Source organism: Mycobacterium sp. IS-1742 (assembly GCF_001500125.1).
GTDB lineage: Bacteria > Actinomycetota > Actinomycetes > Mycobacteriales > Mycobacteriaceae > Mycobacterium.
Map to the genome: position 1 here is coordinate 41,962 of NZ_LQIV01000022.1, position 25,463 is coordinate 67,424.

Genomic DNA, 25,463 nt, shown 5'->3' on the forward strand with positions numbered 1-25,463 from the left:
CCGCATCAGCGGCATCGCGGCCAACAGTCCGGCCGCCGACGGCGGGGTGAGCCTCAGCCGAGTTTGCGCAGGCGTGGCTCGAGGTCGCGCTGGAACAGCTCCAGGAAGCGGCGCTGATCATGGCCGGGGGCGTGGAACACCAAGTGGTTCAGGCCCCACCCCACGTAGTCCTTGACCTTCTCCACCGCCTCGTCCGGATCCGATGCGACGATCCACCGCTTGGCGACCTGCTCGATCGGCAACTCGTCGGCGGCCTTCTCCATCTCGATCGGATCGTCGATGCTGTGCTTCTGCTCGGCCGTCAACGACAACGGCGCCCAGAACCGCGTATTCTCCAGCGCCAGTTCCGGATCCGTGTCGTAGGAGATCTTGATCTCGATCATCTTGTCGACCTCGTCGACGTTCTTGCCCGCCGCATCGGCACCCTCGGCCACCGCGGGCATCAACTTGTCCTTGTACAGCTCCTCACCCTTGCCCGAGGTGCAGATGAAGCCGTCACCGGCACGGCCGGCGTACTTCGCCACCACCGGCCCGCCCGCGGCGATGTACACCGGCACACCACCGTCGGGCACGTCGTAGATCGACGCACCCTTGGTGCGGTAGTACTCGCCGTCGAAATCGACGCGATCCCCCAGCCACAACTCGCGCATCAGCCGCACCGACTCCCGCAACCGCGCGAACCGCTCCTTGAAGTCCGGCCAGTCCCCCTCGTAGCCCGTCGCGATCTCGTTGAGCGCCTCACCGGTGCCCACGCCGAGGAAGATCCGGCCCGGGTACAGACACGCCATCGTCGCGAACGCCTGCGCGATCACCGCCGGGTTGTACCGGAACGTCGGCGTCAACACCGACGTCCCCAACTGCAGCCGCTCGGTGCGCTCACCCACCGCGGTCATCCACGCCAACGAGAACGGCGCATGCCCACCCTCGTGACGCCACGGCTGGAAGTGGTCGCTGACCGTGGCGCTGTCCATCCCGTGCTCTTCGGCGGCCACCGCCAGCTCGACGAGTTCACGCGGCGCGAACTGCTCCGCCGATGCCTTGTATCCGAGTTTGAGTTCAGCCACGTAGTTGTTTCTACTCCTCTGCCTACACTCGCGGCATGGCAGCAGCCCTCACGGCCGTCACCGAGCGGGTCCACCTCGCGCAGACCGACCTGGTGAACTGGACCCTGGTGGCCGACGACCGGGGCCTGATGCTCATCGACGCCGGCTATCCCGGTCACCGCGACGACGTCGTGGATTCGGTGCGACAGTTGGGTTTCCGCATCGACGACATCCGCGCAATCCTGTTGACGCACGCCCACATCGACCACTTCGGTTCGGCGATCTGGTTCGCCGAGACGCACGGTGTACCGGTCTACGCGCACGCCGACGAGGTCGGCCACGCCAGGCGCGACCACCTCGAGCAGGTGTCACCGCTCGAGGTGGCCCGGCATGCGTGGCAACCGCGATGGCTGACGTGGTCGCTCGCGATCATCCGCAAGGGCGGTACGTACCGCGGCGGCATCCCGACCGCGCAGGCTCTCACGGACGCGGTCGCCGCGACGCTGCCCGGAACACCGCGGGCGGTCCCGACGCCCGGCCACACGGGCGGGCACTGCTCCTACGTCGTCGACGGCGTACTGGTCAGCGGGGACGCCCTGGTGACCGGCCACCCCCTGCTCGCCGACACCCGGCCGCAGCTGCTGCCCGAGCTGTTCAACCACGATCAGGCCCGGTGCGTGGCCAGCCTCGCCGCGTTGGCGTCGCTGGAGACCGATGTGCTGTTGCCCGGCCACGGTCCGCTGTGGCGGGGACCGGTCCGCGAGGCCGCGCAGGCGGCCGCGCGCTAGGTCAGGATCCGGTAGCCGAGCAGGAACACCGCGGTCAGGCACAGGCCGCACGCCACCACGATCGTCGGCATCAGGATCATGTGGTCGAGTTCATCGGGGTCGAGCGCGTCCCGCTGCACGGGGCCGAACAGGATGCGCCCCAGCCCGGTCTCCCGCAGCCGGCGGGTCAGGCGGCCGAGCACATGGCGGTCGGCACGGCGGCCGACGAACGCCCTCAACGACACGCCCACGGCGGTGATGACGGCCGCGGCGAGCAGGATCAGCCACCCCGCGGCCGCCTGTGACACCCCCACCGCCAACGGCATTGCGCCAGCCTACAAAGCGGTCACGGCAGCATCTTGGCGAAGGCCACCGGATACACCTCACCCTCGGCGGGCAGCGGTTCGGCGAACCGCTGATATCCGGTGGCGAGGTAGAGCGCCTCGGCCTCGGGCTGCCGGTCACCGGTGGTGAGGTAGACCCGGCGATAACCGCGGGCGGCGATCTCGCGCTCCAGGACGGCGAGCAGGGCGCGGCCGAAGCCCCGCCGGCGATGCGCGCTGTCGGTCCAGATGCGTTTGAGTTCGGCGGTCGCGACTCCCTCGACGAGACCGAAGCGGCGGAACGCGCCGCCGGTCACGGGTGTGTCGCCGAGCAGTCCGACCAGCATGGCGCCGTCCGGCGGGGCGAACTCGGCGGCCGGATACCTGCGCAGCCACGCCAGGATCGCCTCGGCGCGGCCCTCGTAGCGGTCGGCGTACTCGACGGCGAGTTCACCGAGCAGGGGTTCCGCCAGCGGGTCGGTCTGGTCCACGGACACGAACCGCAAGTCCTCGATCACCGGATCACCCTGTCAGACCCACTTCCGATCAAGAATTGACACCTGTAAAGTTCGGCGGCATGGACAACATCAGTGGCAAGACCATCGCGATCACCGGCGCCGCTCGCGGTATCGGTTACGCCACGGCGAAGGCTCTGCTGGCGCGGGGCGCCAGCGTCGTCATCGGCGATCGTGACGTGGCGCTGCAAGAGTCGGCGGTCGCGCAGCTGACCAAGTTGGGACCGGTGTCGGGCTATCCGCTCGATGTCACCGACCGCGAGTCCTTCGCGACGTTCCTGGACAAGGCGCGGACCGACGGCGGCGGCCACATCGACGTGCTGATCAACAACGCCGGCGTGATGCCGATCGGCCCCTTCCTCGAGCAGTCCGAACGGGCGATCCGGTCGTCGATCGAGGTCAACCTCTACGGGGTGATCGCCGGATGTCAGCTGGCGCTGCCCGACATGATCGCTCGGCGGCGTGGTCACATCATCAACATCGCGTCGCTGTCCGGGGTGATTCCCGTCCCGGGTCAGGTGGTGTACGTCGGCGCGAAGTTCGGCGTGGTGGGGCTGTCGGCGGCACTGGCGGACGAGATGGCACCCCACGGTGTACACGTCTCGGTGGTGATGCCCCCGTTCACCCGGACCGAGTTGATCTCGGGGACCAAGGAGACGCCGGGAACCAAGCCGGTCGAGCCCGAGGACATCGCGGCGGCGATCGTCAAGACGCTCGACAAGCCGAAGACGCACGTGTCGGTGCCGCCGTTCTTGCGCTTCACCGCGCAGGCGGCGCAGATGCTCGGCCCGCGCGGTCGGCGATGGATGAACAGGAAGCTCGGGCTGGACAACGTGTTCCTCGAGTTCGACACCGCCCAGCGCAAGAGCTACGAGGACCGCGCGCAGACGGCGCTCGGCGTGGTCGAGGGCGGCGAGAAGGGCTGACCCCTCGCCGAACTGCGCCTGCCTACGCGAACTCGGGCACCGGATCCCCGGCCCGATATCCCTCGATGGTCTCGAGGTGGTCGAGCAGCGCCTCGGCCGAGAAGACGTAGTCGACACCGTCGGCGCCCGCGCCCACGAAAATCACGTGCCACTCCTCGTCTTCGGTCAGCCAGATCCGCGTCACCGTCTCGACGGTCTCGTCCTCCGACGAGATGCCCGACGGCGGGAAATACCACGTGACCATCTCGTCGCTCGAGTTGTCGACGTCGAATTCCCAACCGCGCGAGGTGATCACCTCGTCGACGAGCAGACCCTCGTCCTCGGGGCCGTCGATCACGAACCGCGGCCCACGCGCCGCCTGACGCTTGCGCCGCCGCGCCTTCTTCGCCTCCGAGCGCCTCGACACCTAGCTCAGCGCCCGGTCCAGGTCCCGGATCAGATCGTCGGTGCCCTCCAGCCCGACCGACACCCGCACCACGCCGTCGCCCAGACCGATCGCGGCGCGACCCTCGGGGCCCATCGCCCGGTGGGTCGTGGTGGCGGGGTGCGTGATCAACGACTTGGCGTCGCCGAGGTTGTTGGAGATGTCGATCAACTCCAGCTTGTCGAGCACCTCGAAGGCCCGGTCCTTGCCGCCGGAGAGTTCGAAGGTGACGACGGTGCCGCCGCCACTCATCTGCCGCTTCGCCAGGTCGTACTGCGGATGTGACTCCAAGAACGGGTATTTCACCCAACTCACCGACGGATGTCCCTCGAGGAATTCGGCGATCCGCTGCGCCGACCGGTTCGAGTGGTCCACCCGCACCGCCAGCGTCTCGAGCCCCTTCAACAGCGTCCAGGCGTTGAACGCGCTGATCGCCGGACCGGTGTGGCGCATCAGCTTCTGCACCGGGCCGTCGATGTACTCCTGCGAACCGAGGATGGCGCCGCCGAGCACCCGGCCCTGGCCGTCGATGTGCTTGGTGCCGGAGTACACCACCACGTCCGCGCCCAGCGGCATGCCCTGCTGCAGGAGAGGGGTCGCGAAGACGTTGTCCAACACCACCTTTGCGCCCGCCGCATGCGCCAAATCGCAGACCGCGGCGATGTCGACCAGCGACTGCATCGGGTTCGACGGCGTCTCGAAGAAGACCGCCTGCGTGGGGACCGACAGCGCCTCCTCCCACTGCGAGAGATCGTCGCCGTCGACGAACACGGTCTCCACACCCCAGCGCGGCAGGATCTCGTTGCAGACGACGAAGCACGAGCCGAACAGCGACCGCGCCGCCACCAACCGGTCTCCCGCGCCCAGCAACGCACCCAGCGACGTGAACACCGCCGCCATTCCCGTCGCGGTCGCGAAGCACGCAGGCGCGTCCTCGATCAGCCGCAGCCGCTCCTCGAACATCGAGATCGTCGGGTTGCCGTAGCGCGAATACACGTACCGGTCGATCTCACCGGTGAACGCCTTCTCCGCCTCGGCGGCCGACGCGTAGACGTACCCCGAGGTGAGGTACATGGCCTCGGCGGTCTCCTCGAAGCCCGAGCGCAGCAGACCGCCGCGCACGCCCAGCGTCGCCTGGCTGACACCCTCGGGCAGTTCGGCGGGCCGACGCACCGAAGGTGTCTGTGCTCCTTGCGTCCGCGACGGCACCTCAGAGGTCATGACTGCTTCCAGGGCAGCCCCACGGCCTTCCAGCCGGTGCGGCCGCGGTGCTTCTGTTCGTCGAGGTCACCTTCGAAGCCGTCGAGGATGTTGTACGACGGCCCGATCCCCGCCTCGGTCGCGGCCTCGGCGGCGCCGATCGAGCGGTTACCGGAGCGGCACAGGAACACCACCGGGCGCTCACCGGGCGTGATCCCCGCGGCCTTCAGATCGTCGACGAAACCCTCGTTGCGGGCGCCGTCGGTCCGGTTCCACTCGATGAACACGGCATCGCGGGACAGCGACGACAGATCGGGCACCCCCACGAAGCGCCACTCGGCATCGGTGCGGACGTCGACCAGCACCGCGTTCGGGTCGCCGTCGAGGAGCTGCCAGGCCTCCTCGGGCGTGATGTCTCCCGCATAACTCACGGCCGTGAGTCTCGCACACCTAGCCGGAAGCGGTCGAACACACCTTCCACGCTCCGTCCTCCAGGACGAAGGTCGTCGTCACCCCGAACTTGTCGTCTTCCGACCTGTCGAAGTGATAGGTGACGGTGGCGGTGGCCCGGTCGCCTTCGACCGCGACGTCGCTCACGCCGTCGATGAACCGGTCGCCCTGTTCTGCTGACGACTTCTGCTGCCGCGCAAGCACTTCCGCTTCGGTCGCGTGCTCCGCCCGACATGTGTGGGCCTGGTAGTCCTGATAGCTGCCGCGCTGCAGCGCGTCGTTCTGGGCGGCTGCGGCGCGGCCGATGAGCTGTTCTGGAGTGGGTTCGTCACCCTCGAACGCGTTCACCAGCCAGATACCGATCACGACGAGCACAATGATCACCAGCGCGATCATGAACGGCGCGGCGGTGGGCCGGTCACTGGGGCGGCCGGTGTCCGGGCCGGGTTCAGCGGGCATCGCTCACCACAGCTTGCGCAGCGCGGCGCCCACCCGGCGGGCGCGGTCCCTGGCGATGATCACGTCGGGTGCGGTGGCCAGGGCGACCCCGAGCCGGCGCCGGCCGTCGGTCTCGTCCGGGCGGCCGAACAGCCGCACATCGCTCTCCTGGGTGGCCAGCGCCTCGGCCACCACCGCGGAGATGTCGGCACCCGACGGTTCGGCCACCGAGGTCTCGGTGCCCGCATAACGGACCTCCGCCGCACCGGGCGAGATCATGATCGTGTCGACCTCCAGGCCGAGGACCGCCCGGGCGTGCAGTTCGAACTGCGAGAGCCGCTGGGAACGCAGCGTCACCAGGCCGGTGTCCTGCGGCCGGGCCCGGACGTCCGAGAAGTACACCTCGTCGCCGCGCACCAGCAGCTCGACGGCGAAGACGCCCCGTCCGCCCAGCGAGTTGACGATGCGCGCGGCGATCGACTTCGCGGCGTCCAGCGCCGCGGGCGTCATCTGCTGCGGCTGCCACGACTCGAGCGCGTCGCCATCGCCGGGGCGGTGGCCGATCGGTTCGCAGAACGTCAGCGTGGGGCCGGTCGCGCCGGTGCTGCGGACCGTCAGCAGTGTCACCTCGTAGTCGACCTCGACGACGGTCTCCGCCATCACCCGGTTGTGGGTGATGCGCCCCGCGGCGATCGCACGCCGCCAGGCGGGTTCGACGTCCTCGGCGCGCAGCAGGACCGACTGCCCCTCCCCCGGAGCGCCGGAGATGGGTTTGACGACGAGCGGGAACCCGGCGTGCTGGGCCACCGCGCCGAGTTCCTCGGCGGACCCGGCGAACCAGAACGGGGCGGTCGGCAGGCCGAGCTCGTCGGAGGCCAGCCGGCGCAGCCCTTCGCGGTCCTGCCCGAGGCGGGTGCTGCGCGGCGTCGGGAACACGTCGATGCCGTCGCGTTCGGCGACGGCGATCAACGCGTCGGCGGCGATGGCGCCCGACTGCGCCACCACGTACCGCGGCTTCTCGCGCTCGATGAGCGCGGCGACGGCTTCGGTGTCGGTCAACCGGACGACGGCCGAGCGGTCGGCCACCCCGTGCGCCGGCGCGTCGGCGTACCGGTCGACGGCCACCACTACCGCACCCAGTCGCTGGAAGGCCAGCGCCAGTTCCCGACTGAGTTCCCCGGCGCCGAGCAGCAGCACCGTGCTCCTCGGCGCGGCCGGCGCCGTCGGCGGGATCACCACCTCCGGGTCCGTGACGGGTGTGTCGGCGTCGGTTGATTCAGTCATCGCCCGCCAGCCTGCCAGATGGTCATCCCACCCGGAGGTCGATGTAGCACCACCGCCACGACTCCCCCGGTTCGGCCGACCGCATGACCGGATGCCCGGTGTGCTGGAAGTGCGCGGTGGCGTGCTGATGTGGGCTGGAATCGCAGCAGCCGACGTACCCACACGTCAGGCACATGCGCAGGTGCGCCCACGTGTTCTCGCCCAGGTCGGCGCACCCTTCGCATCGGCCGGGAGTGTTCGGCGGCGGCGCGGTGTTGACCGCTTCGACACCGGACACCGCCAGGTGCTCACACGTGCGGGGCGCCGCCGTGTCCTGCGCCCGCCGGGTGGCTCGACGTGCTCTGCTGCGCATGGTGATCGAGGATACGGACGCGACGAGAGGAGGATTCCCGAGGTGGGTCCCTCATTGCTGGCCGTCCTGGTCGCCGCGGTGCTGCTGGCGGCGGTGGCGCGCCGGGCCGACGTGTCGGCCCCGCTCGCGCTGGTGGTCGCCGGGCTGGCAGCCGGGCTGATCCCCGGCATGCCCGACATTCAGCTCGATCCCGACCTCGTGCTGTACGTCGTGCTGCCGCCGTTGCTGTGGTCGGCCGGACTGGAGAGCAGCTACGTGGCCCTCCGGCGCAACGTGCGGTCGATCGGGATGCTGGCGGTCGGGTTGCCGCTGGCGACGACGTTCGCGGTCGGGGTGGTGGCCTATCTCGCGGTGCCCGAACTCACCGTCGCCGCGGCGCTGACGCTGGGCGCGATCGTGGCGCCGCCCGATGCGGTGTCGGCGACCGCGGTGGGCCGCAGGCTGGGTCTGCCCCGCCGGCTGATGACGCTGCTGGGCGGCGAGAGCCTGCTCAACGACGCGACCGCGCTGACCGCCTACAAGGTCGCGCTCGGCCTGGCGATCGGCGGGTCGGCCAGCTGGACCGGCGGGCTGGGGACGTTCGCACTGGCCGCGGTCGGCGGTGTGCTCGTCGGCGGCGCGCTGGGCGCGGTGATCGTCTCCGTGCGGTCGCGGTTGCGCGATCCGCTGGTCGAGAGCGCCCTGGGCCTGGTGGCCCCGTTCGGCATCTACCTGCTGGCCGAGGAGGTGCACGGTTCGGGGGTGCTCGCGGTGGTGGTGGCCGCACTCATCCTCGGACAGCACTCGACCAACGCGAGCTACGCGACCCGACTGCAGGACTCCGCGGTGTGGAAGGCCGTGCAGCTGCTGCTGGAGTCGTTCGCGTTCCTGTTGATCGGCCTGCAGCTGCCGAAGGTGATCGAGGAACTGGCGGGCGTCTCCGCGGCGGTCCTCACGGTCTCGTCGCTGGCGGTGCTCGCGACGGTCATCGCGGTGCGGATCGCGTGGGTCTACCTGTTCGCCTACCTGCCGCGGCTGGTGTCCCCCGCGCTGCGCGACCGCGAGCCCGCCCCGAGGCCCGCGCAGGTGTTCGTCGTGGCGTGGGCCGGTATGCGCGGGGTGGTGTCGCTGGCCGCGGCGTTCGCGGTGCCGGCGACCACGCTGACCGGCGCCGAGTTCCCGGGCCGGCCGCAACTGCTGTTCCTGACCTTCGTCGTCGTGGTCGGCACCCTGCTGCTGCACGGGCTCACGCTGCCGTGGCTGATCCGGCGGCTGGGCGTGCAGGGCGACGAGGCGCACACCGATGCGGTGGCGGCCGCGGCCGCACAGGACCGGGCGTCCAGGGCGGCTGCCGAACGCCTCGACCAGATCCTCGCGCAGCACCGGTCCGACGGCACGGACGACGACGTGGTGGAGCGCGCGGCCGACGTGCTGCGCGGTTGGAACACGCGACGGCGAAACTCCGCGTGGGAGCAACTCGGCCGCGACGAGTCCGACATCGGCGAGAGCCCTGCGGCGGTGTTCCGCCGGCTGCGGCTGGAGATGCTGGCCGTCGAACGCGCGACGCTGATCGCCGAACGCGATAGCGGGCACATCGACGACGAGGTGCTGCGCTCGGTGCTGTACGGCCTCGACCTCGAGGAGGCGACGCTCAACCGGCGTTAGTCGCCCAGGTCGCGCCGGAACGCCGCCATCGCGTCGATCAGCGCCGCGAACGTGCGGTGCGCGGCGGCGATGTCGTCGTCGGGCATGCCGGCCATCGCGCGGGTGGTGTGGTCGTTCAAGGGCGCGAAGAACTCGCCGGCCACCCCCATACCGTGTTCGGCGACCCGCAGGATCACCTTGCGCCGGTCGGCCGGGTCGGACTCGCGCCGAAGATGACCGGAGGTGATCATCCGCTCGACGAGGTAGGTGATCGCCGCACCCGACATGCCCATCTGCCTGCGCAGGTCGCCCGCGGTCAGCGGCCGGCCGGCCGTCTCGGCGACGATGACGTGCAGTAGTGCTCGAAAATCGTTCAACGACAACGAATGTCGGGCTGCGAAGACCCGCCCGATCTGTTCGGACTCGGCCGACAGGGCGCGCACGTCCGCGGCGATGAGCGCTTCGAGCGCGGCGCGGTCGGCGTCAGCCACCCGACGAGGATAGGCCGCGCAGATGTTCAGTTTCTGAAATATCGGGAATAGTGGTCGGTATGGCGGGTCGTTTCTCCTGGGTCGTGGCGTTGCTGGTGGTACTCGTGTCCGGCGGGCTGATGGGCGTCCTCACCGGCGGCGAGTCGAGCTCCCAGTCACCGGTCTCGGTGCCGGCGGATGCGGAATCCGCCAAGGTCAACGCCCTGCGGAGCGAGTTCCCCGGCGGCGACGAGGCGCCGGTGATCCTCGTGGTGACCCGCACCGACGGCGGCCCGCTGTCACCCGCCGACGTGGCTGCCACCGAGGAGGCGCGCCAGCGCATGCTCACCGGTGCGGGCAGCGCCCCCGCCGGTCCCCCGGTGCTGGTCTCCGAGGACGACGAGGCGGCCATCGCCACCGTGCCGCTCGCCGGCGACCTGTCCGGATTCGACCTCACCGACGCGGTCAAGGGCCTTCGGAAGGCCGCCACCGACGGACTGCCCGGCGATCTGCGGGCCGAGGTGACCGGCGGGCCTGCGTTCGGCGCCGACATCGCCAACTCGTTCTCCGGCGCCAACGTCACGCTGCTGGCGGTGACGGCCGCCGTCGTGGCGCTGCTGCTGATCGTGACGTACCGCTCTCCGGTGCTGTTCCTGGTGCCGCTGGCGGTGATCGGATTCGCCGACCGGGTGGCCGCCCTGGTCGGCACCGCGATCGCCGAGGCCGTCGGCATGACCCCCGACGGCTCGACCTCCGGCATCACCAGCGTCCTGGTGTTCGGCGCGGGCACCAACTACGCGTTGCTGCTGATCTCCCGATACCGCGAGGAGCTGAGCCGAGCCGGCGACCATCGCGAAGCGCTCGCCGTCGCCGTGCGCGCCGCCAGGCCGGCCATCCTGGCCAGCAACGCCACCGTGGTGCTGGCCCTGCTGACGCTGGTGTTCGCGTCAGCTCCGAGCACCCGGGCCCTCGGTGTGCAGGCCGCCGCCGGTCTGGTGGTCGCGGCCGTCTTCGTGCTGCTGGTGCTGCCCGCCCTGCTGCGGGTGTTCGGCAAGAAACTGTTCTGGCCGTTCATCCCCAAGGAGGGCGCCGCGCCGCTGACCGACAGCGGGCTGTGGCACCGCATCGCCGACGGTGTGGCGCGCCGCCCGGTCCGCGTCGCCGTGCTGTCGATCGGCACGCTGGCCGTGTTGTGCACCGGCCTGCTGTTCACCCCGATCGGGCTGACCCAGACCGAGCAGTTCCGGGTGCAGGCCGAATCGGTCACCGGCTACGAGACCCTGGCCGACCACTTCCCCAGCGGGCTGACCGATCCCACCCGCGTCGTCGGCCCCTCGGACAAGACGGGCGAGCTGCAGCGCGCCATCACCGAGACCCCGGGCGTCGTGTCGGCGAACCCGGCCGGCACGTCCCCGTCCGGGCTGACGCAGTGGTCGGTGGTGCTGTCCGCCGAACCCGCCTCCGACGAGGCGTTCTCGACGATCGACCGGCTGCGCGACACCGTGCGCGCCGTGGACTCGTCGGCGCTGGTCGGCGGTTCCGACGCACAGGCCCGCGACATCAGCACCGCCGCCGGCCGCGACCGCATGGTGGTGATCCCGACGATCCTCGCCGTGGTCCTCGTGGTGTTGTACGTCCTGCTGCGCTCGGCGCTCGCGCCGCTGATCCTGGTCGGGGTGACGGTGCTCAGCGCCCTGGCCGCGCTCGGGCTCGGCGGCTGGGCCAGCGTCCACCTGTTCGGCTTCCCGGCACTCGACGACACGACCCCGTTGTTCGCGTTCCTGTTCCTCGTGGCACTCGGCGTGGACTACACGATCTTCCTGGTCACCCGCGCCCGGGAGGAGACACCGGAGCACGGCACGCGCCAGGGCATCGTGCGCGCGGTGTCGGCGACCGGCGCGGTCATCACCAGCGCGGGCATCGTGCTGGCCGCGGTGTTCTGCGTCCTCGGCGTGTTGCCGCTGATCGTGCTCACCCAGCTGGGCATCATCGTCGGCCTGGGCATCCTGCTCGACACGTTCCTGGTGCGCACGGTCATCATCCCGGCCCTGTTCACGGTGTTCGGGCCGAAGATCTGGTGGCCGGCGCTGCGCGCGTCGCCGTAGTCGGCCCCGACGGGCGTACGTTCGTGAGGTATGACGGCCGCCCCAGCCCTTCCGCCACTCCACATGCGGCGCACCGGTTTCGACCCGACGCCGGAACTGCGCGAGATCCGGGAGTCGGCGGGCGTGCGCGTGGCCAAGAACGCGTTCGGCATGGACGTGTACCTGGTGACCCGCCACGACGACGTCAAAGCCGTGCTCGCCGACCACGAGCGGTTCTCCAACACCCGCCCGCCCGGTTTCGTCGTCCCGGGTGCGCCCGCCGTGCCCGACGGGGAACAGGCGCGCGCCGCCGCGGGCAACCTGCTCGCCAACGATCCGCCCGAACACCAGCGGCTGCGCCGGATGCTCACCCCCGAGTTCACGCTGCGCCGGATCAACCGGCTGGAACCGCGGATCGTGGCAATCGTCGACGAACATCTCGACGCGATGCAGAAAGCCGGCCCGCCGACCGATCTGGTGGCCGCGTTCGCGTTGCCCATCCCGTCGTTGGTGATCTGCGAACTGCTCGGCGTCCCGTACGCCGACCGGGAGGACTTCCAGCGGCGCAGCGCCCGTCAACTCGACCTGTCACTGCCGATCCCCGAGCGGTTCGACCTGGCCCGGCAGGGCCGCGAATACATGCACTCGCTGGTCGGACGGGCCCGCCACAGACCGGGCGACGACATCCTCGGCATGTTGGTGCGCGAGCACGGCGACGAGTTGACCGACGACGAACTGGTCGGCATCGCCGGACTGCTGCTGCTCGCCGGGCACGAGACCACCTCCAACATGCTCGGCCTCGGGGTGTTGGCCCTGCTGCGCCACCCCGAGCAGCTCGCGGCCGTGCGCGACGACCCCGACGCGGTGGGTCCGGCGGTCGAGGAGCTGCTCCGGTGGCTGTCGATCGTGCACAGCGGCATCCCTCGGATCACCACCACCGACGTCGAGGTGGCCGGCGTGCCGATTCCCCAGGGGCAGTTGGTGTTCGTCTCGCTGCCGTCGGCCAACCGGGACCCGAGTTTCGTCGACGCGCCGGAAACGCTCGACATCGGCCGCGGCGCACCCGGTCACCTCGCGTTCGGGCACGGCGTGCACCACTGCCTCGGTGCGCCGCTGGCCCGCATGGAGATGCGGATCGCGTTCCCCGCGCTGCTGCGCCGCTTCCCGACATTGACGCTGGCCGAACCGTTCTCCGACGTCGAGTTCCGCTCGTTCCACTTCATCTACGGGTTACGGTCGCTACTGGTGGGATGGTGATGACGCGATGAGGATCGACGCGGACCGCGATGTGTGCATCAGCGCGGGCAACTGTGTGATGACCGCGCCGGAGGTGTTCGACCAGGACGACGACGGCATCGTCGTCCTGCTGGCCGATCCGGTGCCCGAGGGCGAGCAGGACCACGCCCGGGAAGCGGTCAAGCTGTGTCCGGCGACGGCGCTGCGGGTGGCGCAGGAGTGAAGCTGCGGCGCAGCAACAACGCGCTGATGACCAACACCCACGCCGGGAACGCCAGGGTGAGCCACATGCTGACCTCCGCGGCCGCGATCAGGGCCAGCGCGACGAGATAGGTGCCGTAGACCAGCGGCCTCGGCATCAGACCGCTGCGCAGCCAGATCGTGGCCAGCGAGATCATGAACACCGCGGCCATCCGCAACGCGTACGTCTTCGAGATCGACAGCAGCACCGTCTGCCCGAGCAGGGCCACGTCGGAACCGCGTACCGCGGTGTGTCCGCTCATCGACTCCAGGCCCGCGCCCACCCCGGCGGCGACGAACATCATCGCCAGGAACAGCAGGCCGCTGCCGAGGAACACCGTCGAGAAGAACTTGTCCTCGTACCGGCCGAACCCGTCGCGGACGACACCGATGAACCACAGGAACGCAATCCCGGCGAACGGCATGAGCATCGCCGCCACCCGTAACCGGTGACTGCCGGCGTCGATCCATTGGGAGCCGGGTTCGGCGCCCTCCGGAAGCGACAGGCGGATCAGGATCAGCGCCGCCCCGAACAACAGCGCGAAGACCACTCCGGCCAGCGCCGCGGCTTTGGGCGTCGACATCCGGTGCGGTTGAGGTCCGGCCACGCGGCCATCGTCGCACCCACTCAGGGCTGTCCGGGCAGCAATCGGATCATCAGGCCGTTCGCCTCGGCCAGCAGGGTGTCGCCGCCGTCACGCAGTTCGGCGTTGACGAAAGCCTTGCGCCCCTCGGCTTCTCGCAGCCAACCCCGGGCCGTCAGCACGGTGTCGATCGGGGTCACGTTGCGGTAGTCGACGTGCAGGAACGCGGTGCGGCTGATCGGGCGGCCGGTCGCGTGGATGACCATGCCGAACATCGAGTCGAACAGCAGGGGCAGCACACCGCCGTGCACCGCGGAGTTACCGCCCACGTGGTAGCGGCTGAACGTGACCTCGAGTTCGACGCCGTCGGCCTCGAACTTGGTCACCGTCCACGGCGGCATCAGCAGGCTGCCCGCCCCCGGCAGCGACGGCACCCGGTTGGCCGGGCCGACACCCTCACGGGCCTGATACGGGTCGAGCAGCTTGACCAGTTCCTCGACCCGGTCGGCGGCCTCGTCCCAGGTGTCGCGGTCCGGATCGACCGCCACGGCCAGATCCTGCGCCCGCCGCATCGCGGTGAGGAACCGCGCGAAGCCGGGTCCGGGTTCGGCGGCCTCGAACACCGGGAATCCGCCGTGGCGGTCGTACTCGGGATCGACGCGGCGCGGATCCAACCCGAAATCGGACGACATCACCGCGCCGCCAGCACGTCACGCCGCACGATCGTCTGATCCCGCCCCGGACCCACGCCGATGCACGAGACGTGCGCTCCGGCAAGCTCTTCGAGCCGCAACACGTAGTCGCGGGCCTTGGCGGGCAGATCCTCGAACTCCCGGGCCCCGGAGATGTCCTCCCACCAGCCGGGCAGCTCCTCGTAGATCGGCTCGGCGCGGGCGATGTCGCTCTGGGTCATCGGCATCTCGTCGGTGCGCTTGCCGTCGATCGTGTAGCCGACGCACACCGGCACCGTCTCCAGGCTGGAGAGCACGTCGAGTTTGGTGAGGAAGTAGTCGGTGATGCCGTTGACGCGGGTGGCGTACCGGGCGATCACGGCGTCGAACCAGCCGCAGCGGCGGGCCCGTCCGGTGGTCACCCCGACCTCCCCGCCGGTCTTTGCGAGGTAGGCGCCGTGCTCGTCGAACAGCTCGGTCGGGAACGGACCCGAACCCACCCGCGTGGTGTAGGCCTTGAGGATGCCGAGCACGGTCGTGATGCGCGTGGGGCCGATGCCCGATCCGACGGCCGCCCCGCCCGCGGTCGGGTTCGAGGACGTGACGAACGGATAGGTGCCGTGGTCGACGTCGAGCAGCGTGCCCTGCGACCCCTCCAGTAGCACCGTCTCGCCCCGCTCGAGCGCGGCGCCCAGGAGCAGCCGGGCGTCGGCGATGCGGTGCCTGAACCCTTCGGCCTGTTCGAGCAGGTTGTCGACCACCTCGGCGGCGTCGAGCGCCTTGCGGTTGTAGATCTTGACCAGCACCTGGTTCTTGAACTCCAGCGCGGCCTCGATCTTCTCGGCCAGCTGCACGGGGTCGAGCACGTCGGCGACGCGGATGCCGATGCGGGCGATCTTGTCCTGGTAACAGGGTCCGATGCCGCGACCGGTGGTGCCGATCTTCTTGCTGCCCGCCCACCGCTCGACGACCTTGTCGATCGCGACGTGATAGGGCATGAGCAGGTGCGCGTCGGCGGAGATCAGCAGCCGTTCGGTGTCGACGCCGCGCTCCTCCAGACCCCGCAGCTCGGTGAGCAGCACCCCCGGATCGACGACGACGCCGTTGCCGATGACGTTGGTGACGCCGGGGGTGAGAATCCCCGACGGGATGAGGTGCAGGGCGAAGTTCTCGCCGGTGGGGAGCACGACGGTGTGACCGGCGTTGTTGCCGCCCTGGTACCGCACGACCCACTGCACGCGGCCACCGAGTAGATCGGTGGCCTTTCCTTTGCCCTCGTCGCCCCACTGGGCGCCGATGAGCACGATTGCCGGCATGGCTTAATCTCCCGCTTGATGTGGTGCAGCCGGTGACACACCCTATCCCAGCAGGTCGGGAGGATCGCTCTTGAGTGCCAGAGACAGCGCCGGAGACCGGGCCGCGGGCGTCGTCGTCCTGCGGTTCGACGGACACGACACGCCCCGCGGGCTGAGCGGTCTGGACACCGTGAACGTGGCGGGTTCGGCGGACGTCGACGCCGCCGCGGCCGGTGCCCGCCGGCTGGTGGTCGTGGGCTCCGACGCGGACCTGGCGACGGCGCTGACCCGGCTGATGCGCACCGAACGCCTCGGCGTGGAGCTGGCGGCCGTGCGGGGGTTGCTCGGGGCGCGCAGGGCGCTGTCGGGTACGGCCACGCGGGTGCCGCTGATCAGGGACGACGCCGGGATCGCGATCGTCGGGCAGGCCGAGTGGCGGGGCACCGGCGAGGACCTGTTCGGGGAGGGCGTGGTCGACGACACCACGCTGTTCTCCGGACACGTCGCGGGTGTGCGCATCGAACCGACGGCGGAGATGCCGGGGCTGCGGGCGGCTGTGCTGTCCGGTCGCGGACGGCCGCACCGCTGGGTGGCCGGGCGGGCCGCGCAGTTGGGGACGACGGGCGCGCGGGTGATCCGCGACGGTGTCGACGGCGCCCGCGAGGTCAAGCGGTCGACGTTCTACCGCCACACCGAGGGCTGGCTGCGCGTCGGCTGACGCTCCGCTACGGCAGCACCGGATACGAGGACCCCTTGAACAGGGGTGCGGTGGCGGCGGAGATCAACGCGCTGAACAGGTTGTGCAGCAAGGGATCCTGCGGGTGCCATTGCACGCCGACGGCGAACGGGTGGTCCGGCCACTCGACCGCTTCGATCTCCCCTTCGGGTATCGACACCGCCGTCACCGTGGCACCCGAGCCCACGGTGGCCACGCCCCTGCGGCGGTGGGAGGCCACCTCGCGGATGCCGGCGAACCCCATCTCGCCGAGCGAGCTGTCGGCGGTCACGTCGACGGTGTGGAACGTCGCTTCGGCGGGCGGCTGCGCTCCGAACTCGCGGCGCAGGGTGCCGCCTGCCGCGACGCTGAGGGCCTGCAGTCCGCGGCAGATGCCGAGCACCGGCACGGCCTCGGACAGCGCGGTGCCGGCGATCTCGATCTCGAACCCGTCGCGCTCCGCGACGATGTCGTCGTCCCCGGCGAGGACGAGCGCGTCGACGGTCTGGAGCAGCAGGTCGGTGTCGGCGTGGGCGGAGGGGGGCAGGATCAACGGCTGGCCGCCCGCGCGGTGGATCGCCTCCAGGTAGGTCTGGGCGACGAGGACCGCCGGCTGGTCCCAGAACCCCCAGCGGGCGGTGGCGCTCACCCCGCAGACACCGATCAAGGGCAGTGTTTCCGAATTCATGGTCTTGGTTTCATACCATCCGCCGGTAACGTCGAACCGTGAGCATCCGCCCGCTGCACCGATCGGTGCGGCCGAGCCCCGTCTTCCTCGCCGTCCTGGCGGTCACCGTCGCCGGCGGGGCCCTGGCGTGGATGGCGGCGGACACGGTGCGGCCGCTGGCCTACGCCGGGGTGTTCGTCTTCGTGATCGCCGGCTGGCTGGTGTCGTTGTCCCTGCACGAGTTCGGGCATGCCTACACCGCGTTCCGGTTCGGTGACCGCGATGTCGAGATCCGCGGCTACCTGACGCTCAACCCGTTGAAGTACTCGCACCCGATGCTCTCGCTCGGGCTGCCGGTGCTGTTCATCGCCCTCGGCGGGATCGGTCTGCCCGGCGGGGCGGTCTACCTGCGCACGTCGTGGATGACCCCGCGCCAGAGGACCCTGGTGAGTCTCGCCGGCCCGAGCGCGAACCTGGTGCTGGCAATCCTGCTGCTGGGGTTGACGCGTCTGCTGTACGACCCCGCGCACGGGGTGTTCTGGGCCGGTCTGGCGTTCCTCGGTTTCCTGCAGGTCACCGCGTTCGTCCTGAACATGCTCCCCATCCCCGGTCTGGACGGCTACGGCGCGCTCGAACCGCATCTGGCCCCAGACACCCAGCGCGCCCTGGTTCCCGTCAAGCAGTGGGGATTCTTCATCCTGCTGATCCTGCTGCTCGCCCCCGCGCTCAACCAGTGGTTCTTCGGCGCGGTGTACTGGCTTTCCGAACTGTCCGGGGTGCCCAGCGCGCTGATGTCGATCGGCGGCCGGCTGACGCGCTTCTGGTCCGCCTGGCTGTGACACCCTTGCGATATATGCGACTTCACGCATAGATTGCTCGCATGGGCGCCGGCCACGATCACCACCACGGGACCGATACCCGTGTCAGCAGGATGCTCATCGCCGCGGCCATCCTCACCGGGTTCTTCGTGCTCGAACTGGTCACCGCGCTGTGGATCGACTCCATCGCCCTGCTCGCCGACGCCGGGCACATGCTCACCGACCTCGTCGCGATGTTCATGGGGCTGACCGCCGTCCTGCTCGCCCGGCACGGCAGCGCCTCACCCGCCCGCACCTACGGCTGGCACCGCGCCGAGGTGTTCACCGCCGTCGCCAACGCCGCACTGCTACTCGCGATGGCGGCGTTCATCCTCTACGAGGCGGTCGAACGGCTCGGTGACGCGCCGGATGTGCCGGGCGTTCCGATGATCGTGGTCGCGCTGGCCGGGTTGGCCGCCAACGCCGTCGTCGTCCTGCTGCTGCGGTCGCACTCCAAGGAGAGCCTCGCGGTCAAGGGCGCCTACATGGAGGTCGTCGCCGACACGGTCGGCAGCATCGGGGTGCTCATCGCGGGCATCGTGACCGTGACGACGCGATGGCCGTACGCCGACGTCGTGGTCGCGGTGTTCGTCGCGCTGTGGGTGTTGCCGCGGGCGATCTCACTGGCTCGCGCGGCGCTGCGGATCCTCTCTGAGTCCTCGCCGGCTCACATCGACGTCGACGAGCTGAAGACCGCGCTGTGCGCGGTCGACGGGGTGACCGAGGTGCACGATCTGCACGTGTGGACGCTCGTCCCGGGCAAGGACGTCGTCACCGCGCATCTGACGTCGTCCCGCGATTCGGCCCGAGTCCTCGACGACGCCCGCGCGGTGCTGGCCGCCCGTGGCCTGGACCATGCGACGGTGCAGGTCGAGCCGCCCGGCGACGCCGCGGACTGCAACTGCGAGAGCAACGACTGGTAAGGGCCGGGCTCAGCTCAGGCCGAATTCCGCCCGCGCCGACGGGTCGCAGTCGTCGAGCAGGTCGAGGCACCGCTGGTATTCGTCGGTCTCGCCGATGGTGTCCGCCGCGCGGGCCAGGGCCGCGACGCAGCGCAGGAAACCGCGGTTGGGCTCGTGCCGGTAGGGCACCGGCCCGAAGCCCTTCCACCCGTTGCGCCGCAGCTGGTCGAGTCCGCGGTGGTAGCCGGTACGGGCGTAGGCGTAAGCGGTGACGGCCTTGTCGTCGGCGAGCGCCTCCTCGGCGAGCGCGGCCCACGCGACCGAGGCCGACGGATGGGCCGCGGCCACGATCGCCGGGTTCTCGCTGGCGTCGAGTTCCGCCTCCGCTTCAGGGTCACCCGGCAGCAGCACCGGGTCCGGTCCGAGAAGGTCACCCATCCGCGTCATGGACAACATTGTGCCGTGCCGGTCGCGGCGAGCGGTCATCGGCTCGAATCGGTCGATAAGCTCCATCGGTAGCGTCGTCGGAGGAGGAACGCAGCGGGATGTCGAACCCACGAGGGCCCGAACAGGGTGACGAGCCGACCCAGGCCGGCCCGGACGACGCCACCCGGCCGTCGCCCGCGGCCGATCACGAACCCGCCACCGAGATCATCGCGTCGCAGACGCCGGACCGGCAGCCGAGCGAGGCGGCCGACCCCGAACGGCGCTTCACCGCCCCGTCGGGCTTCGACGCCGGATCCACCCAGAAGATCGATCCCCCGCCCGAGCCCGCCACCGAGGTGTTCCCGAGGTCGGAGGCCGGCCACACCGGATCGGCCACCGACCCGTTCGCCGCACAGAAGGCCGCGGGTCCGCAGGTCATCCCCCCGCGCGGGGATGCTCCGAAGCCGCCGCAGCCGGGACGCCGCAGCTGGGGCTGGGTGGTGGCCGTCGTCCTGGTGATCGCCGCGCTGGTGGCGATCGCGATCCTGGGCACCATCCTGCTGACCCGCGGGGCCGGGTCCGCGGCATCGCAGGAGGATCAGGTCCGCACCACGATCGAGCAGTTCGACGTCGCCATCCAGAACGGCGATCTGGCCACGCTGCGCGGCATCACGTGCGGCGCCAAACGCGACAGCTACGTCAACTACGACGACAAGGCGTGGGAGGAGACCCACAAGCGGGTCGCCGCGGCCAAGCAGTACCCGGTGGTCGCCAGCATCGACCAGATCGTCGTCAACGGCGACCACGCCGAAGCCAACGTCACCGCGTTCATGGCCTACGCCCCGCAGACCCGCTCGACCCGCAGCTTCGACCTGGAGTTCCGCGACGACCAGTGGAAGATCTGCCAGGCCCCGTCGCCGTAGTGACGTCTACTCGGCGGTGACCGAGCGGCCCTCGCTGTGGAGATCCCGGCAGGCCTCGATGACCCGCTCGGCCATCCCTGCCTCGGCCTTCTTCAGATAGCTGCGCGGGTCGTAGACCTTCTTGTTGCCCACCTCGCCGTCGACCTTGAGCACCCCGTCGTAGTTCGAGAACATGTGCGCGGCGATCGGACGGGTGAACGCGTACTGGGTGTCGGTGTCGACGTTCATCTTGACCACGCCGTAGCGCAACGAGTCCTCGATCTCCGACTTCAGCGAGCCCGAACCGCCGTGGAAGACGAAGTCGAAAGGCTGTGCACCCGAATCCAGTCCGAGCTTCGCGGCGGCCACCTTCTGCCCCTCCGCCAGCACCTCGGGCTTGAGTTTGACGTTGCCGGGCTTGTACACGCCGTGCACGTTGCCGAACGTGGCGGCCAGCAGATACCGGCCGTGCTCCCCCGCGCCGAGGGCGTCGATCGTCTTCTCGAAGTCCTCCGACGTGGTGTACAGCTTGTCGTTGATCTCGGCCTCGACGCCGTCCTCCTCGCCGCCGACGACGCCGATCTCCACCTCGAGGATGATCTTGGCCGCCGCGGCCTGCTTGAGCAGTTCCTGTGCGACCGTGAGGTTTTCGTCGATCGGCACCGCCGACCCGTCCCACATGTGCGACTGGAACAGCGGATCGCGACCCGCGCGCACCCGCTCCGCGGAGATCGCCAGCAGGGGGCGGACGTAGGTGTCGAGTTTGTCCTTCGGACAGTGGTCGGTGTGCAGTGCGACGGTGATCGGGTACTTCGCGGCGATCACGTGGGCGAACTCGGCCAGCGCGACGGCACCGGTGACCATCTCCTTCACACCGAGTCCGGACGCGAATTCCGCGCCGCCGGTGGAGAATTGGATGATCCCGTCACTGCCGGCGTCGGCGAAGCCCTTGATGGCGGCGTTGACGGTCTCCGACGACGTGCAGTTGATGGCGGGGAACGCGAACGAGTGCTGCTTGGCGCGGTCCAGCATCTCGGCGTAGACCTCGGGCGTGGCGATCGGCATACGACGAAGTATCCCCCTATCGCCGCGTGATCACATGGTGAGCACCATGCGGTAGCGGGCGCGGCCCTCGTCCATTGCGGCGTAGGCCTCGGCGGCCTCGGCGAGTGGTTTCTCCTCGATCTTGGCCCGGACGCCGGACAGCACCGCGAAGTGCATGGTCTCCTCGACGTCGCGCGCGGTGCCGGACGGGTGGCCGGTCACCGACAGCCCGGAGGTGATCAGGTCCAGTGGACTGATCGGCAACTGCTCGGGCGTGACGCCGACGACGATCAGCTCCCCCTGCGGGCCGAGGCCGCCGACGGTCTGCCCCATGGCGGCGGCGCTGGCGGCGGTGGCGAGCACCACCGCGGCGCCACCGAGCTTCTGCAGTTCGCCTGCGACGTCGCCGGCGGTCGAGTCGATGTAGTGGTGGGCGCCGAGCGCCCTGGCGTCGTCCTCCTTGGCGGCGCCGCGGGCGATGGCGACCGTCTCGAAGCCCATGGCCCTGGCGAACTGCACGCCCAGGTGGCCGAGCCCACCGATACCCAGGACCGCGACCAGGTCACCGGCGCGCGCCCGGGTCTGCCGCAGCCCGTTGAACGTGGTCACCCCGGCGCACCCCATCGGCGCCGCCTCGACGAACGAGAGCCCGTCCGGGATGCGCGCGGGCGCGGTCGCGGGCACGACCACCGATTCGGCGTAGCCGCCGGGATAGTGCCAGCTGGGCACCTGCATGTTGACGCACTGCATGAACAGTCCCCTGCGGCAGGGGATGCACGTGGTGCAGTTGCCGCCGAACCAACCGACGGCCACCCGGTCGCCGACGGCGAACTGCTCGACCCCGTCACCCAGTTCGGCGACCGTTCCCGCGATCTCGTGGCCGAGTGTGATCGGCCAGTTCAGGCCGGGGAAGTTGTCGTTGACGAACCCGTGGTCGGTGCCGCAGACGCCGCAGGCGGCGACGTCGATGCGCAGGTGGCCGGGCGGTGGAGCCGAGGTCTCGACGTCGACGAGGGTGAGCGGCTCGCCTGCGGCGGCGACGTGAACAGCTCTGTGAGTGGCCATAAATGGGACCCTAGTGACGAGAACACGCCGCCGCCGCCCGAATGCGCAGCGGTTGGCTGCAATTTTCGGCCGGTATCTTGGGTACCCATGACGACCACCCATCTGGCCCTCATGCCCGACTTCCTGGATCCGCTGATTTTGCTGGGCTACTTCGGCGGCTGGGCCCTCGTGGGCCTGCTGGTGGTGATCTTCGTCGAATCCGGTGTGCTGTTCCCGATCCTTCCCGGTGACTCGCTGCTGTTCGTGGCGGGCATGTTGGCCGCCGGCACGGCCGCGGTGGCCGAGGGCGGCGGCGAGCCGATCAACTTCCACCTCTGGCAGTTGTTGGTGTTCATCCCCATCGCCGCGATCCTGGGCGGCCAGGTCGGCTACTGGATCGGCCGCAGCGTCGGCACCGCGATGTTCAAGCCGAACGCCCGCATCCTCAAACAGCGCTACCTCGACGAGGCGCACCTGTTCTTCGAGGAACGCGGACCGTTCGCGATCGTGATCGCGCGGTTCGTGCCGATCGTGCGCACGTTGGCACCGCTGACCGCGGGCGCGGCGCGGATGAGCTACCCGGTGTTCGCGCTGTTCAACATCCTCGGCGCCGTCGTGTGGGGCGTCGGGTTGACGCTGCTCGGCTACTGGCTCGGTAGGTTCGAGATGGTCCAGAAGCTTCTCGAGCCGATCGTCATCGCGATCGTGATCGCCTCGGTCGCCCCGATGTTCCTCGAGTGGTACAAGCGCCGCAAGGCGGCCAAGCAGGCGGGGATCGCCGCACCCCCGGTCGAACCCGCCTAACCGGCCAACTCGCTCAGGATCGTCGCGGTCGGTCTCTCGGTGGCGTGGCGGAAGCCGGTGCCCGCCCACAGATGGACCAGGTCGGCCTCGCCGGCGGCCGCGGCCGCCTTGCGCAGCGGGCTCGTCAGATGGTGGACGGCGGGATAGCCCAGCGGTGCGGACGCCTCGAACTCGTCGATGAACCGGTTGCGCAGTCCCCGCGCCGGCCGCCCGGTGAAGGCGCGGGTGATGACGGTCTCGGTGCGCGACGGATCGGTCAGCGCCGCCTTGTGGGTCGCCGAGGCGCCGCTCTCCTCGGCCCGCAGCAGCACTGTGCCGACCGCCGCGGCCGTCGCCCCGGCGCGCAGGACGGCCGCGACGTCCTGCGCGGTGGCCAGTCCCCCGGCCGCGATGACCGGCAGGCGGGTCGCGGTGGTGATCCGCGCGACCAGTTCGGTCAGCGGGAGCGGGTCGGGCATCCGGTCCGGCGTCAGCGTGCCCGAGTGCCCACCGGCGACCGACGCCTGTACCGCCAGCATGTCGGCGCCCGCGGCGGCCGCCGCCTCGGCCTCCCGGGGTGACGTCACGGTCTGCACCACGGTCGTGCCCGCCCTCTGCAGCGCGCGGATGACGTCGGTGCCGGGCAGTCCGAAGGTGAAGCTGACGACGGGCACCGGATCAGTCCGCAGCAGGTCGAGCTTGGCGCCGAACGCATCGTCGTCGTCGATCGGATCGGCGGGCAGGGTGAGGCCGAACCGGTCCGCCTCCGACTGGAGGGCGGCGGCGTAGCGTCGGTAGGCCTCGACGTCGACGGGCACGGGGTTCGGTGCGAAGACGTTGACGCCGAACGGGATCGACGCGCGTCGTACCGTGGCGATCTCTGTTTCCATGGCGTCGGGGGTCTTGTAGCCCGCCGCGAGCAATCCCAGGCTGCCTGCGCCGGCCGCGGCGACCACCATGGCGGTGGTGGTGGCTCCGCCCGCCATGGGTGCGGCGATCACCGGCAGGCGGACGCCCAGGCCGGTCAGTGGTGATGTCATCGGTGCTCCTCGATGTGATCGTGCCATGGGAATGCCGCTGTCGGCGTCGCTGTTCCCGGAAGAGTCCGAACGGAGGAGCCGTCATGAACACTGAGAACGTCGTCGCCCTGGTGACCGGGGCGAACCGAGGACTGGGGCGCCGGTTCGCCGAGCAGCTCGTCGCGCGCGGCGCCAAGGTGTATGCCGGCGCCCGCCGACCCGAGACCGTCGACCTGCCCGGTGTGATACCGGTGCAACTCGACATCACCGACCCCGAATCAATCCGCCGCGCTGCGGATTTCGCCGGTGACGTGAACGTCGTCGTCAACAACGCCGGTGTCTCGACGCAATCCACTCTGCTCGACGGGTCGCTCGACGACATCCGACTCGAGATGGAGACCCACTACTTCGGCACGCTGCAGGTGCTACGGGCGTTCGCGCCGATCGTCGAACGCAACGGTGGAGGAGCCATCCTCAACGTGCTGTCGGTGCTGTCGTGGTTCCATCCGCCGACCAGCGGGGCGTACTCGGCCGCGAAGGCTGCGGCCTGGGCGCTGACCGATGCCGTGCGAACCGAGTTGGCGCCGAGAGGAATTCACGTGGCTGCATTGCACGTCGGCTACATGGACACCGATATGGTCAGCTACATTCCCGCCGACCAGAAGACCGACCCGGGTGTCATCGCGAAGCTCGCGCTCGACGGCCTGTTCGCCGGTGAGGCGGAGATTCTCGGCGACGCGCTGACGCGTGACGTGAAGGCGGGCCTGTCCGCGCCTGCGCGTTGAGCCCGAGCGGGGCGGTGTGTCAACCATCGAATACGGGACTGCTTACATACCAACCGCGGGCACCTTCCGCCCAGCGCGTTGATCAGCTCCCAGAGCGCTGGTGACGGATCGGCTGCAACGTCTGAATGTGCGGACCTACCGGTCCAAACCGCCGCCATCCCGCTCGTCTAATCGTTGACAGAGCAATAACTTTCACAGTTCAGCCACCGCTGTGGATCGCGTCCCAGATTTGTCGTACCCCTCTGCTTGTATGGAGTCATGCCCTCGAGCGCACCGTGTTTCGTTCCCAGCACGCCGAGTGCTGCGCGGCTGGAGGCGCTGTTCGAGGAACTGTCCGAGCTGGCCGGTCAGCGCAACGCCATCGACGGCCGCATCGTGGAGATCGCCGCCGAAA

30 protein-coding genes and 1 pseudogene are annotated in these 25,463 nt (G+C 70.0%); 13 read left to right on the top strand and 18 right to left on the bottom strand.

The features are described 5' to 3' along the window. Window positions 1–53: 53 nt before the first annotated feature. On the bottom strand, window positions 54–1,064 hold the full coding sequence (gene fgd / locus AU196_RS14355; RefSeq protein WP_059095749.1) for a glucose-6-phosphate dehydrogenase (coenzyme-F420): 1,011 nt from the start codon (window positions 1,062–1,064) through the stop codon (window positions 54–56). 35 nt (window positions 1,065–1,099) lie between these two features. Here fgd and AU196_RS14360 point away from each other — a divergent pair, with 35 nt between their 5' ends. Beyond that, entirely contained in the window at window positions 1,100–1,831 is a 732-nt protein-coding gene (locus tag AU196_RS14360; protein ID WP_059095750.1) for an MBL fold metallo-hydrolase, read from the top strand. On the opposite strand, the gene AU196_RS14365 is transcribed toward AU196_RS14360, so the two are convergent. Together AU196_RS14365 and AU196_RS14370 are read right to left on the bottom strand one after the other, a co-directional pair. Further along, on the bottom strand, window positions 1,828–2,136 hold the full coding sequence (locus AU196_RS14365; RefSeq protein WP_059095751.1) for a hypothetical protein: 309 nt from the start codon (window positions 2,134–2,136) through the stop codon (window positions 1,828–1,830). The two genes, AU196_RS14360 and AU196_RS14365, sit on opposite strands and share 4 nt — an antisense overlap. Before the next feature lie 20 nt (window positions 2,137–2,156). Next, complete coding sequence (locus AU196_RS14370; RefSeq protein WP_059095752.1) at window positions 2,157–2,651, bottom strand: GNAT family N-acetyltransferase; 495 nt, start codon at window positions 2,649–2,651, stop codon at window positions 2,157–2,159. A gap of 59 nt (window positions 2,652–2,710) precedes the next feature. On the opposite strand from AU196_RS14370, the gene AU196_RS14375 reads away from it, so the two are divergent. After that, window positions 2,711–3,574: an SDR family oxidoreductase gene (locus AU196_RS14375; protein ID WP_059095753.1), complete on the top strand. Its 864-nt coding sequence runs from the start codon at window positions 2,711–2,713 to the stop codon at window positions 3,572–3,574. 22 nt (window positions 3,575–3,596) lie between these two features. On the opposite strand, the gene AU196_RS14380 is transcribed toward AU196_RS14375, so the two are convergent. The 6 genes from AU196_RS14380 to AU196_RS14405 are packed head-to-tail and all read right to left on the bottom strand — an operon-like array spanning window position 3,597 to window position 7,722. Then, window positions 3,597–3,980: a hypothetical protein gene (locus AU196_RS14380; protein WP_059095754.1), complete on the bottom strand. Its 384-nt coding sequence runs from the start codon at window positions 3,978–3,980 to the stop codon at window positions 3,597–3,599. Then, on the bottom strand, window positions 3,981–5,219 hold the full coding sequence (locus tag AU196_RS14385) for an O-succinylhomoserine sulfhydrylase (protein ID WP_059095755.1): 1,239 nt from the start codon (window positions 5,217–5,219) through the stop codon (window positions 3,981–3,983). It abuts the gene before it with no gap. Continuing rightward, entirely contained in the window at window positions 5,216–5,629 is a 414-nt protein-coding gene (locus AU196_RS14390) for a rhodanese-like domain-containing protein (protein WP_059095756.1), read from the bottom strand. Before AU196_RS14390 ends, AU196_RS14385 begins: the two co-directional genes overlap by 4 nt. Before the next feature lie 19 nt (window positions 5,630–5,648). Next, window positions 5,649–6,107: an Rv0361 family membrane protein gene (locus tag AU196_RS14395; RefSeq protein WP_059095757.1), complete on the bottom strand. Its 459-nt coding sequence runs from the start codon at window positions 6,105–6,107 to the stop codon at window positions 5,649–5,651. A 3-nt stretch (window positions 6,108–6,110) separates the two neighbouring features. After that, entirely contained in the window at window positions 6,111–7,370 is a 1,260-nt protein-coding gene (purT, locus tag AU196_RS14400; RefSeq protein WP_059095758.1) for a formate-dependent phosphoribosylglycinamide formyltransferase, read from the bottom strand. A gap of 22 nt (window positions 7,371–7,392) precedes the next feature. After that, entirely contained in the window at window positions 7,393–7,722 is a 330-nt protein-coding gene (locus AU196_RS14405; RefSeq protein ID WP_059095759.1) for a UBP-type zinc finger domain-containing protein, read from the bottom strand. 42 nt (window positions 7,723–7,764) lie between these two features. Here AU196_RS14405 and AU196_RS14410 point away from each other — a divergent pair, with 42 nt between their 5' ends. Beyond that, window positions 7,765–9,366, top strand: coding sequence for a Na+/H+ antiporter (locus AU196_RS14410; protein WP_059095760.1), 1,602 nt, complete (start codon window positions 7,765–7,767; stop codon window positions 9,364–9,366). Here the strand turns inward: AU196_RS14410 and AU196_RS14415 are convergent. After that, window positions 9,363–9,836, bottom strand: coding sequence for a MarR family winged helix-turn-helix transcriptional regulator (locus AU196_RS14415; protein WP_059095761.1), 474 nt, complete (start codon window positions 9,834–9,836; stop codon window positions 9,363–9,365). The genes AU196_RS14410 and AU196_RS14415 overlap by 4 nt on opposite strands. A 59-nt stretch (window positions 9,837–9,895) precedes the next feature. Between AU196_RS14415 and AU196_RS14420 the strand changes: the two genes are divergently transcribed. Genes AU196_RS14420 through AU196_RS14430 form a run of 3 tightly spaced genes read left to right on the top strand, consistent with a single transcriptional unit; the run spans window position 9,896 to window position 13,358 of the window. Continuing rightward, window positions 9,896–11,920, top strand: coding sequence for an MMPL family transporter (locus AU196_RS14420; protein ID WP_059095762.1), 2,025 nt, complete (start codon window positions 9,896–9,898; stop codon window positions 11,918–11,920). Window positions 11,921–11,950: 30 nt separating this feature from the next. Then, the gene (locus AU196_RS14425; RefSeq protein ID WP_059095763.1) at window positions 11,951–13,156 is read left to right on the top strand and encodes a cytochrome P450; all 1,206 of its coding nucleotides are present in this window, start codon (window positions 11,951–11,953) and stop codon (window positions 13,154–13,156) included. Window positions 13,157–13,163: 7 nt separating this feature from the next. Beyond that, entirely contained in the window at window positions 13,164–13,358 is a 195-nt protein-coding gene (locus AU196_RS14430; RefSeq protein ID WP_059095764.1) for a ferredoxin, read from the top strand. Here AU196_RS14430 and AU196_RS14435 read toward each other — a convergent pair. The 3 genes from AU196_RS14435 to AU196_RS14445 are packed head-to-tail and all read right to left on the bottom strand — an operon-like array spanning window position 13,315 to window position 15,946. Further along, window positions 13,315–13,959: a hypothetical protein gene (locus AU196_RS14435; RefSeq protein WP_059095765.1), complete on the bottom strand. Its 645-nt coding sequence runs from the start codon at window positions 13,957–13,959 to the stop codon at window positions 13,315–13,317. The genes AU196_RS14430 and AU196_RS14435 overlap by 44 nt on opposite strands. Window positions 13,960–14,003: 44 nt before the next feature. Then, window positions 14,004–14,651, bottom strand: coding sequence for a PaaI family thioesterase (locus AU196_RS14440; RefSeq protein ID WP_059095766.1), 648 nt, complete (start codon window positions 14,649–14,651; stop codon window positions 14,004–14,006). Further along, window positions 14,651–15,946, bottom strand: a complete 1,296-nt coding sequence (locus AU196_RS14445; protein ID WP_059095767.1) for an adenylosuccinate synthase — start codon at window positions 15,944–15,946, stop codon at window positions 14,651–14,653. Before AU196_RS14445 ends, AU196_RS14440 begins: the two co-directional genes overlap by 1 nt. Before the next feature lie 70 nt (window positions 15,947–16,016). Here AU196_RS14445 and AU196_RS14450 point away from each other — a divergent pair, with 70 nt between their 5' ends. Beyond that, window positions 16,017–16,643: a hypothetical protein gene (locus AU196_RS14450; RefSeq protein ID WP_059095768.1), complete on the top strand. Its 627-nt coding sequence runs from the start codon at window positions 16,017–16,019 to the stop codon at window positions 16,641–16,643. A gap of 7 nt (window positions 16,644–16,650) precedes the next feature. On the opposite strand, the gene AU196_RS14455 is transcribed toward AU196_RS14450, so the two are convergent. Beyond that, window positions 16,651–17,328, bottom strand: a complete 678-nt coding sequence (locus AU196_RS14455) for a gamma-glutamyl-gamma-aminobutyrate hydrolase family protein (protein ID WP_059095769.1) — start codon at window positions 17,326–17,328, stop codon at window positions 16,651–16,653. 38 nt (window positions 17,329–17,366) lie between these two features. On the opposite strand from AU196_RS14455, the gene AU196_RS14460 reads away from it, so the two are divergent. Together AU196_RS14460 and AU196_RS14465 are read left to right on the top strand one after the other, a co-directional pair. Further along, window positions 17,367–18,146 carry a site-2 protease family protein gene (locus AU196_RS14460; RefSeq protein ID WP_059095770.1) on the top strand — a complete coding sequence of 260 codons (780 nt, stop codon included), beginning with the start codon at window positions 17,367–17,369 and terminating at the stop codon, window positions 18,144–18,146. A 41-nt stretch (window positions 18,147–18,187) separates the two neighbouring features. Then, window positions 18,188–19,087, top strand: a complete 900-nt coding sequence (locus AU196_RS14465) for a cation diffusion facilitator family transporter (protein ID WP_059095771.1) — start codon at window positions 18,188–18,190, stop codon at window positions 19,085–19,087. A 9-nt stretch (window positions 19,088–19,096) separates the two neighbouring features. On the opposite strand, the gene AU196_RS14470 is transcribed toward AU196_RS14465, so the two are convergent. Continuing rightward, window positions 19,097–19,513 (bottom strand): DUF3151 domain-containing protein, encoded by a 417-nt coding sequence (locus tag AU196_RS14470; RefSeq protein WP_059095784.1) that lies wholly within the window; start codon window positions 19,511–19,513, stop codon window positions 19,097–19,099. A 98-nt stretch (window positions 19,514–19,611) separates the two neighbouring features. On the opposite strand from AU196_RS14470, the gene AU196_RS14475 reads away from it, so the two are divergent. Continuing rightward, window positions 19,612–20,415, top strand: a complete 804-nt coding sequence (locus AU196_RS14475) for an Rv0361 family membrane protein (protein ID WP_059095772.1) — start codon at window positions 19,612–19,614, stop codon at window positions 20,413–20,415. A gap of 6 nt (window positions 20,416–20,421) precedes the next feature. On the opposite strand, the gene fbaA is transcribed toward AU196_RS14475, so the two are convergent. Further along, a complete protein-coding gene (gene fbaA, locus AU196_RS14480) occupies window positions 20,422–21,459 on the bottom strand; it encodes a class II fructose-bisphosphate aldolase (RefSeq protein ID WP_059095773.1) in 1,038 nt (345 codons plus the stop codon). Between the two features lie 30 nt (window positions 21,460–21,489). Continuing rightward, complete coding sequence (locus AU196_RS14485; RefSeq protein WP_059095774.1) at window positions 21,490–22,503, bottom strand: alcohol dehydrogenase catalytic domain-containing protein; 1,014 nt, start codon at window positions 22,501–22,503, stop codon at window positions 21,490–21,492. Between the two features lie 87 nt (window positions 22,504–22,590). Between AU196_RS14485 and AU196_RS14490 the strand changes: the two genes are divergently transcribed. After that, window positions 22,591–23,286 (top strand): VTT domain-containing protein, encoded by a 696-nt coding sequence (locus AU196_RS14490; RefSeq protein ID WP_059095775.1) that lies wholly within the window; start codon window positions 22,591–22,593, stop codon window positions 23,284–23,286. Here the strand turns inward: AU196_RS14490 and AU196_RS14495 are convergent. Continuing rightward, window positions 23,283–24,305: a nitronate monooxygenase gene (locus tag AU196_RS14495; protein WP_059095776.1), complete on the bottom strand. Its 1,023-nt coding sequence runs from the start codon at window positions 24,303–24,305 to the stop codon at window positions 23,283–23,285. The genes AU196_RS14490 and AU196_RS14495 overlap by 4 nt on opposite strands. Before the next feature lie 83 nt (window positions 24,306–24,388). On the opposite strand from AU196_RS14495, the gene AU196_RS14500 reads away from it, so the two are divergent. Then, entirely contained in the window at window positions 24,389–25,069 is a 681-nt protein-coding gene (locus AU196_RS14500; RefSeq protein WP_059095777.1) for an SDR family oxidoreductase, read from the top strand. Window positions 25,070–25,327: 258 nt separating this feature from the next. After that, window positions 25,328–25,463, top strand: a pseudogene (locus tag AU196_RS25550) (HNH endonuclease); the annotation flags it as partial.